At 66.2% G+C, this 7,204-nt stretch carries 9 protein-coding genes; all 9 read left to right on the forward strand.

All coding sequences use genetic code 11. The features are described 5' to 3' along the window. The first annotated feature begins 142 nt into the window (after positions 1–142). Positions 143–463 carry an NADH-quinone oxidoreductase subunit A gene (gene ndhC / locus Q7S93_RS16490; protein ID WP_370652192.1) on the forward strand — a complete coding sequence of 107 codons (321 nt, stop codon included), beginning with the start codon at positions 143–145 and terminating at the stop codon, positions 461–463. After that, the gene (locus tag Q7S93_RS16495) at positions 433–1,014 is read left to right on the forward strand and encodes a NuoB/complex I 20 kDa subunit family protein (protein ID WP_300576279.1); all 582 of its coding nucleotides are present in this window, start codon (positions 433–435) and stop codon (positions 1,012–1,014) included. Before ndhC ends, Q7S93_RS16495 begins: the two co-directional genes overlap by 31 nt. Next, positions 1,011–1,640, forward strand: a complete 630-nt coding sequence (locus Q7S93_RS16500; RefSeq protein ID WP_304715212.1) for an NADH-quinone oxidoreductase subunit C — start codon at positions 1,011–1,013, stop codon at positions 1,638–1,640. Before Q7S93_RS16495 ends, Q7S93_RS16500 begins: the two co-directional genes overlap by 4 nt. After that, positions 1,637–2,872: an NADH-quinone oxidoreductase subunit D gene (locus tag Q7S93_RS16505; RefSeq protein ID WP_304715213.1), complete on the forward strand. Its 1,236-nt coding sequence runs from the start codon at positions 1,637–1,639 to the stop codon at positions 2,870–2,872. The genes Q7S93_RS16500 and Q7S93_RS16505 overlap by 4 nt, the downstream gene beginning before the upstream one ends. Next, entirely contained in the window at positions 2,869–3,219 is a 351-nt protein-coding gene (locus tag Q7S93_RS16510) for a nuclear transport factor 2 family protein (protein ID WP_304715214.1), read from the forward strand. Before Q7S93_RS16505 ends, Q7S93_RS16510 begins: the two co-directional genes overlap by 4 nt. Positions 3,220–3,226: 7 nt before the next feature. Further along, positions 3,227–3,904 (forward strand): NADH-quinone oxidoreductase subunit NuoE, encoded by a 678-nt coding sequence (gene nuoE / locus Q7S93_RS16515; RefSeq protein WP_304715215.1) that lies wholly within the window; start codon positions 3,227–3,229, stop codon positions 3,902–3,904. Continuing rightward, complete coding sequence (locus Q7S93_RS16520; protein ID WP_304715217.1) at positions 3,901–4,110, forward strand: hypothetical protein; 210 nt, start codon at positions 3,901–3,903, stop codon at positions 4,108–4,110. The genes nuoE and Q7S93_RS16520 overlap by 4 nt, the downstream gene beginning before the upstream one ends. A 5-nt stretch (positions 4,111–4,115) precedes the next feature. Beyond that, positions 4,116–5,432 carry an NADH-quinone oxidoreductase subunit NuoF gene (gene nuoF, locus Q7S93_RS16525; protein WP_304715220.1) on the forward strand — a complete coding sequence of 439 codons (1,317 nt, stop codon included), beginning with the start codon at positions 4,116–4,118 and terminating at the stop codon, positions 5,430–5,432. Between the two features lie 6 nt (positions 5,433–5,438). Beyond that, positions 5,439–7,204 (forward strand): NADH-quinone oxidoreductase subunit NuoG (gene nuoG, locus Q7S93_RS16530; protein WP_304715224.1); only part of this gene is annotated, 1,766 nt, incomplete at its 3' end.

Raw genomic sequence — 7,204 nt, forward strand, 5'->3', positions numbered from 1 at the left:
CCTTGCAGTATGGCAAGCCATTGCCTAGACGCGCCGCAACAGTGAGCAACCCAACCCTCATGCAATCGAGTCTGTCTTGATCGATCTGACCCAATATCTGCCGATCCTGCTGTTTCTCGGCGTGGCAATCGGCCTTTCGGCGCTGTTTGTGTTCCTGCCGATGGGCGTTTCGCGCCTGACCGGGACGCACCAGCCAGATGCCCAGAAGAACAGCGAATATGAATGCGGCTTCCCCGCGTTCGAGGATTCGCGCAGCCAGTTCGACGTTCGCTTCTATCTGGTGGCGATTCTGTTCATCATCTTCGACCTTGAGGTCGCGTTCCTGTTCCCCTGGGCCGTCAGCCTGATGAACCTGCCCACCGAAGCCATGCAGTTCGCCTTCTGGTCGATGATGCCCTTCCTGGGCGTGCTGACCGTCGGCTTCATCTATGAATGGAAGAAGGGGGCCCTGGAATGGGAGTGATCGTTCCGGCCAATTCGGCCGCCCGCGCCACAGTCGAGGGCTACGACGCCAAGATCCACGACCCGTTCTTCGACGGGGTCAACGATCAGCTGGCTGACAAGGGCTTCATCACCGCGGCCGCCGACGACCTGATCACCTGGGCGCGCACCGGCTCGCTCATGTGGATGACCTTCGGCCTGGCCTGCTGCGCCGTCGAGATGATGCAGGCCTCGATGCCGCGCTACGACCTGGAGCGCTACGGCTTCGCCCCGCGGGCCAGCCCGCGCCAGTCGGACGTGATGATCGTGGCCGGCACCCTGTGCAACAAGATGGCTCCGGCCCTGCGCAAGGTCTACGACCAGATGCCGGACCCGCGCTACGTCATCTCCATGGGCTCCTGCGCCAATGGCGGCGGCTACTACTATTTCAGCTACTCCGTCGTTCGCGGCTGTGACCGCATCGTGCCGGTGGACATCTATGTCCCGGGCTGCCCGCCGACCGCCGAGGCGCTGGTCTATGGCGTGCTGCAGTTGCAGAAGAAAATCCGCCGGACCGGGACGATCGAACGATGAGCTGGCCTGTCTCCGCCGCCGACCTGCAGGCGCTTGGCCAGGCGATGGTCGCCAACAGCGCCGGCGCGCTCACCGGCGCCCATGTGGCCTTCGATGAACTGTCCCTGACCGCGCCCCTGCCGCGGATCGTCGAGGCCCTGACCTTCCTGCGCGATCATCCGGACTATCGGTTCGAGGTGCTGATCGACCTGACCGCGGTGGACTATCCCGAGCGCGAGAAGCGCTTCGAGGTGGTCTATCACCTGCTCTCGATGAGCAAGAATGTGCGGGTGCGGGTCAAGTTGGCGACCGACGAGGACACCCCTGTCCCCACCGCGACCCCGGCCTATCCTTGCGCCAACTGGTACGAGCGCGAGGCCTTCGACATGTACGGGGTCTTCTTCGAGGGCCATCCGGACCTGCGCCGCATCCTCACCGACTATGGCTTCCACGGCCATCCGCTGCGCAAGGACTTCCCCATGAGCGGCTATGTGGAGCTGCGCTATGACGACGAGCTCAAGCGCGTGGTCTATGAGCCCATCAAGATGACCGAGTGGCGCAACTGGGACTTCCTCAGCCCCTGGGAAGGCGCCGAGCGCGGCTTCGCCGCCCTTCCGGGCGATGAAAAGGCGGAGCCCAAGGCATGACCGGCGAAGTCGTCCCCGCCTCCGAGGCCCAGCTGGCTCACAGCCCCTCGACCGAAACCGAAGTCCGCAAGTTCACCATCAACTTCGGTCCCCAGCATCCGGCCGCCCACGGGGTGCTGCGCCTGATCCTGGAGCTGGACGGCGAAGTCGTCGAGCGGGTGGACCCCCATGTGGGCCTGCTCCACCGCGGCACCGAGAAGCTGATCGAGTATCGGCCCTACCAGCAGACGATCCCCTATTTCGATCGCCTGGACTATGTGGCCCCGATGAGCCAGGAGCACGCCTATGTGCTCGCCATCGAGAAGCTGCTGGCCGTCGAGGTTCCCTACCGCGCCCAGCTGATCCGGGTGCTGTATTCGGAAATCGGCCGCATCCTGAACCACCTGCTCAACGTCACCACCCAGGCCATGGACGTGGGCGCGCTGACCCCCCCGCTTTGGGGCTTCGAAGAGCGCGAAAAGCTCATGGTCTTCTATGAGCGGGCCTCGGGCGCGCGGCTGCACGCCAACTATTTCCGTGTCGGCGGAGTCCGCCAGGATCTGCCCGCCGCCCTGGTGGCCGACATCTCGGCCTGGTGCGACGCCTTCCCCCGGGCGCTCAATGACATCGACAGCCTGATCACCGGCAACCGCATCTTCAAGCAGCGCAACGTCGATATCGGCGTGGTCAGCAAGCAGGAGGCCCTGGACTGGGGCTTCTCCGGCGTGATGGTGCGTGGCTCGGGCATCGCCTGGGACCTGCGCCGCAACCAGCCCTATGAGTGCTACAACGAGCTGGAATTCGACATTCCGCTCGGCGTGAACGGCGACTGCTACGACCGCTATCTCTGCCGCATGGAAGAGATGCGCCAGTCGGTCCGCATCATGAAGCAGTGCTGCGATCGCCTGGAAAAGACGCCGGGGCCGGTGCTGACCGAGGACAACAAGATCGGCGCCCCCCGTCGTGGCGAGATGAAGCGCTCGATGGAAGCGCTCATCCATCACTTCAAGCTGTTCACCGAGGGCTATCGGACCCCGGTTGGCGAGGTCTATGCCTGCGTCGAGGCGCCCAAGGGCGAGTTTGGCGTGTTCCTGGTCTCCGACGGCTCCAACAAGCCGTACAAGTGCAAGATCCGCGCCCCGGGCTATCCGCACCTGCAGGCCATGGACTGGATCAACCGCGGCCACATGCTGGCCGACGTCTCGGCCATTCTCGGCTCGCTGGACATCGTGTTCGGGGAGATCGACCGATGAACGCCGCAGCGACGCGGGCGCCGGCCGATCTCGCCCAGGGCCAGCTTGACGCCTACAACGCCCAGGACGTGGACGCCCTCTGCGGCTTCTTCGCCCAGGACCTGATCGTGGCGGACTTCAATGGGGCGGTGACGGTCGAGGGGCTCGAGGCCTTTCGCGCCAAGCATGTGGCCCTGTTCGCCGAGCATCCGCAGAACCGCGCCGAACTCGCCCATCGGGTGGTGATCGGCGACCGGGTCATCGACCACGAGCGCGTCTATCGTCAACCGGGGCCCGTGAGCTTCGAAGTGGCGGCCATCTACACCATCGCCGGCGGCAAGATCGCCCGCATCGACTTCGTCAAGTGAGGGGCATGTGAGCGTTCGTCGTCTTTCGCCCAACCAACCGGCAAGCTTCGCCTTCCAGCCCGAAACGCTGGAAAAGGCCAAGTGGTGGATCGCCAAGTTCCCGGCCGGCCGCCAGCAGTCGGCGGTGATCCCGATCCTGTGGCTGATCCAGAAGCAGGACGGCTGGGTCAGCGAGCCCGCCATCCGCACCGTGGCCGAGATGCTGGGCATGGCCCGTATCCGCGTGCTGGAGGTCGCCACCTTCTACACCATGTTCATGCTGGAGCCGGTGGGCAGCGTCGCCCTGGTCCAGGTCTGCGGCACCACGCCCTGCCAGCTGCGCGGGTCCGAAAGCCTGATGGCGGTCTGCAAGCGCAGGATCGGCGCCAAGGACCATCTGTCGGCCGACGGCAAGTTCTACTGGCAAGAGGTCGAGTGCCTGGGCGCCTGCGCCAATGCGCCCATGGCCGCCATCAACGACTATTATTACGAAGACCTGACGCCCGAGAGCTTCGAGGCCCTGCTGGACGACTTTGCGGCTGGCAAGGCGCCCGCGCCGGGTTCGGCCATGAAGCGCCAGGGCTCGGCGCCCGAGGGCGGGCCGCTGACCCTGTCTGATCCGTCGCTCTATGACGGCTCGGCCGCTCAGCCGAAGGCCCTGCCCAACGCGGCGCCCAAGGCGGCCGAGCCGGAGACGACGGCGTGAGCGCGGAGGCGGGCATCAAGGCGCGCTTCCTGCGCATGGCGGTGATCAACGCCGTCTGTGTCCTGACGGCGATCGCCGCCCTGGTCGGGGCTCTGGCCTCGGGCCAGGACTGGCTGTTCGCCATCTTCGGCGTCGCTCTGGCCGCGGGTTTCGCGGCGCAGATCTGGTTCATCGCCGCCTTCCGGCGCGCGAAAGAAGGAGTTTGAGGGGCGTGGTCGGGATTCTGGAAGACAAGGACCGCATCTTCACCAACCTCTATGGCCTGCACGACTTTGGCCTGGAGGGCGCCAAGCGGCGCGGCGCCTGGAATGGCGTGCGGGACATCCTGTCGCAGACCCCGGAGTGGATCTGCGATCAGGTGAAGAATTCCGGCCTGCGCGGCCGCGGCGGGGCGGGCTTCGGCACCGGCCTGAAGTGGACCTTCATGCCCAAGCAGGAGAGCGAGCGGCCGCACTTCCTGGTGGTCAATGCCGATGAGTCCGAGCCGGGCACCTGCAAGGACCGCGAGATCCTGCGCAACGACCCGCATCTGCTGATCGAAGGCTGCATGATCGCCAGCTACGCGATCCGCGCCCACGCCTGCTACATCTACATCCGCGGCGAATATGTCTTCGAGCGCGAGCGGCTCGAAGCGGCGATCAAGCAGGCCTATGAGGCCCGGCTGATCGGCAAGGACAATGTCCACGGCTGGGACTTCGACCTCTATGTGACGCATGGGGGCGGGGCCTATATCTGCGGCGACGAGACCGCCCTGATGGAGAGCCTGGAAGGCAAAAAGGGCCAGCCGCGGCTAAAGCCGCCGTTCCCGGCCGGGGCCGGCATCTATGGCTGCCCGACCACCATCAACAATGTCGAGACCATCGCCACGGTGGGTTCGATCCTGCGCCGCGGGGCCGAATGGTTCGCCGGCTTTGGCCGTCCCAACAACACCGGCACCAAGCTGATGGCCATTTCGGGCCATGTGAATCGTCCCTGCGTGGTCGAGGAGACCATGTCGATCCCCCTGCGCCAGCTGCTGGAAGAGCATTGCGGCGGCATCCGTGGGGGCTGGGGCAATCTGAAGGCGATCATCCCCGGCGGCTCGTCGGTGCCGATGATCACCGCCGAGATGGCCGAGACCGCTCTGATGGACTTCGACTCCCTGCGCGAGATGCGTTCGGGTCTGGGCACGGCGGCGGTCATCGTCATGGATAAGGACGCCGACATTGTGAAGTCGATCGCCCGGCTGTCCTACTTCTACAAGCATGAGAGCTGTGGTCAGTGCACGCCCTGCCGCGAAGGCACCGGCTGGATGTGGCGGGTGATGGAGCGGATGGTGACCGGCGAGGCCGACATGGCCGAGATCGACATGCTGCTCGACGTCGCCTCGCAGGTCGAGGGGCACACCATCTGCGGCCTGGGCGATGCGGCCGCCTGGCCGATCCAGGGTCTCTTCCGCCACTTCCGCCATGAGGTGGAGGATCGCATCACCCAGTACCGCGCCGGACGCCCGCACGTTCAGGGCGCCACGCTCGTGGCTGCGGAGTAAAAAGACATGCCCATCGCAAAGGTCGACGGCGTCGAGGTCGAGTTCGAACCCGGCATGACGGTTCTGCAGGTGGCGGAGCTGGCCGGGAAGGAAATCCCGCGTTTCTGCTATCACGAGCGCCTGTCCATCGCCGGCAACTGCCGCATGTGCCTGGTCGAGGTGAAGCCCGGCCCGCCCAAGCCGCAGGCCTCCTGCGCCCTGCCGGCGGCCGAGGGCCAGGAGATCTTCACCGACACGCCGATGGTCAAGAAGGCCCGTCACGGCGTGATGGAGTTCCTGCTGATCAACCACCCGCTGGATTGCCCGATCTGCGACCAGGGCGGCGAGTGCGACCTTCAGGACCAGGCCATGGGCTATGGCCGCGACGATTCCCGCTATGGCGAGAACAAGCGCGCGGTCGAAGAAAAGTACATGGGTCCGCTCATCAAGACGGTGATGACCCGCTGCATCCAGTGCACCCGCTGCGTCCGCTTCGTCACCGAGGTGGCCGGGGTGCCGGAGATCGGCCTGATCTCCCGCGGCGAAGACGTTGAAATCACGACCTATCTGGACGCAGCGGTCACGTCCGAGCTGAGCGCCAACGTCATCGATCTCTGCCCGGTCGGCGCTCTGACCTCCAAGCCCTACGCCTTCAACGCCCGGCCCTGGGAGCTGAAGAAGACCGAGAGCATCGACGTCATGGACGCCCTGGGCTCGGCCATCCGCGTGGACGCCCGCGGCCCGGCCGTGCTCCGCGTGCTGCCGCGCATCAATGACGACGTCAACGAAGAGTGGATCAGCGACAAGACCCGCTACGCCGTCGATGGCCTCTCGCGCCAGCGCCTGGACCGCCCCTATATCCGCGAGAACGGCAAGCTGCGCCCGGCCACCTGGGCCGAGGCCCTGCAGACCGTGGCCGCCAAGGTGAAGGCGACGTCGCCGGAGCGCATGGGCGTCATCGCCGGCGACCTGCAGGACGCCGAATCCATGAAGGCCGCGCTGGACCTGTTCGGCGGCCTGGGCGTGACCAGCCTCGACTGCCGCCAGGACGGCATGGCCCTGGGGGATGGCCCCCGCGAAAGCTGGCTGATGAACTCGACCATCGCCAGGATCGAGGACGCCGATGTCATCCTGCTGGTCGGGACCAATCCGCGGCTTGAGGCTCCGGTGTTCAACGCCCGTCTGCGCAAGCGTTGGCTGGCGGGGGCCTTGCGGATCGGCGTCATCGGCGAGCAGGCCGATCTGAGCTATGGTTATGACTATCTGGGGGCCGGGACCGAGACGCTGGGCGGGCTTTCCAAGTCCCGCAGTGACTTCGCCAAGGCCTTCAAGGGCGCTGAAAGGGCCGCCGTGATCCTCGGCGCCGGGGCCCTGGCCCGCACTGACGGCGCAGCCGTGGTCAAGGCCGCCGCCGGCGTGGCCAAGACCTTCAAGGCGACCTGGAATGTGCTGCATACGGCGGCGTCCCGGGTCGGCGGCCTTGACCTGGGCTTCATTCCCCGGGAGGGCGGCAAGACCGCGCTGGAGCTCACCGCCAAGGGCGGCGCCGATCTCCTGGTGCTGATGGGCGCCGACGAGATGGACCTGTCGGCCACCGACGCCTTCGTCGTCTATATGGGCACCCACGGAGACGCCGGCGCGCACCGAGCCGACGTGATCCTGCCGGGCGCGGCCTATACCGAGAAGAACGGCCTCTATGTGAACACCGAGGGCCGGGTTCAGCGCGGTGAGCGGGCGGTCTTCCCGAAAGGCGAGGCCAAGGAGGACTGGGCCATCCTGCGCGCCCTGTCCGA

This window comes from Phenylobacterium sp., from assembly GCF_030646615.1.
GTDB lineage: Bacteria > Pseudomonadota > Alphaproteobacteria > Caulobacterales > Caulobacteraceae > Phenylobacterium.

Bases quoted from the DNA above. Each gene is read 5' to 3' on its own strand.
- Q7S93_RS16505 (WP_304715213.1), top strand. From the start codon at position 1,637: ATGACCGGCGAAGTCGTCCCCGCCTCCGAGGCCCAGCTGGCTCACAGC.
- Q7S93_RS16500 (WP_304715212.1), top strand. From the start codon at position 1,011: ATGAGCTGGCCTGTCTCCGCCGCCGACCTGCAGGCGCTTGGCCAGGCG.
- Q7S93_RS16495 (WP_300576279.1), top strand. From the start codon at position 433: ATGGAAGAAGGGGGCCCTGGAATGGGAGTGATCGTTCCGGCCAATTCG.
- Q7S93_RS16510 (WP_304715214.1), top strand. From the start codon at position 2,869: ATGAACGCCGCAGCGACGCGGGCGCCGGCCGATCTCGCCCAGGGCCAG.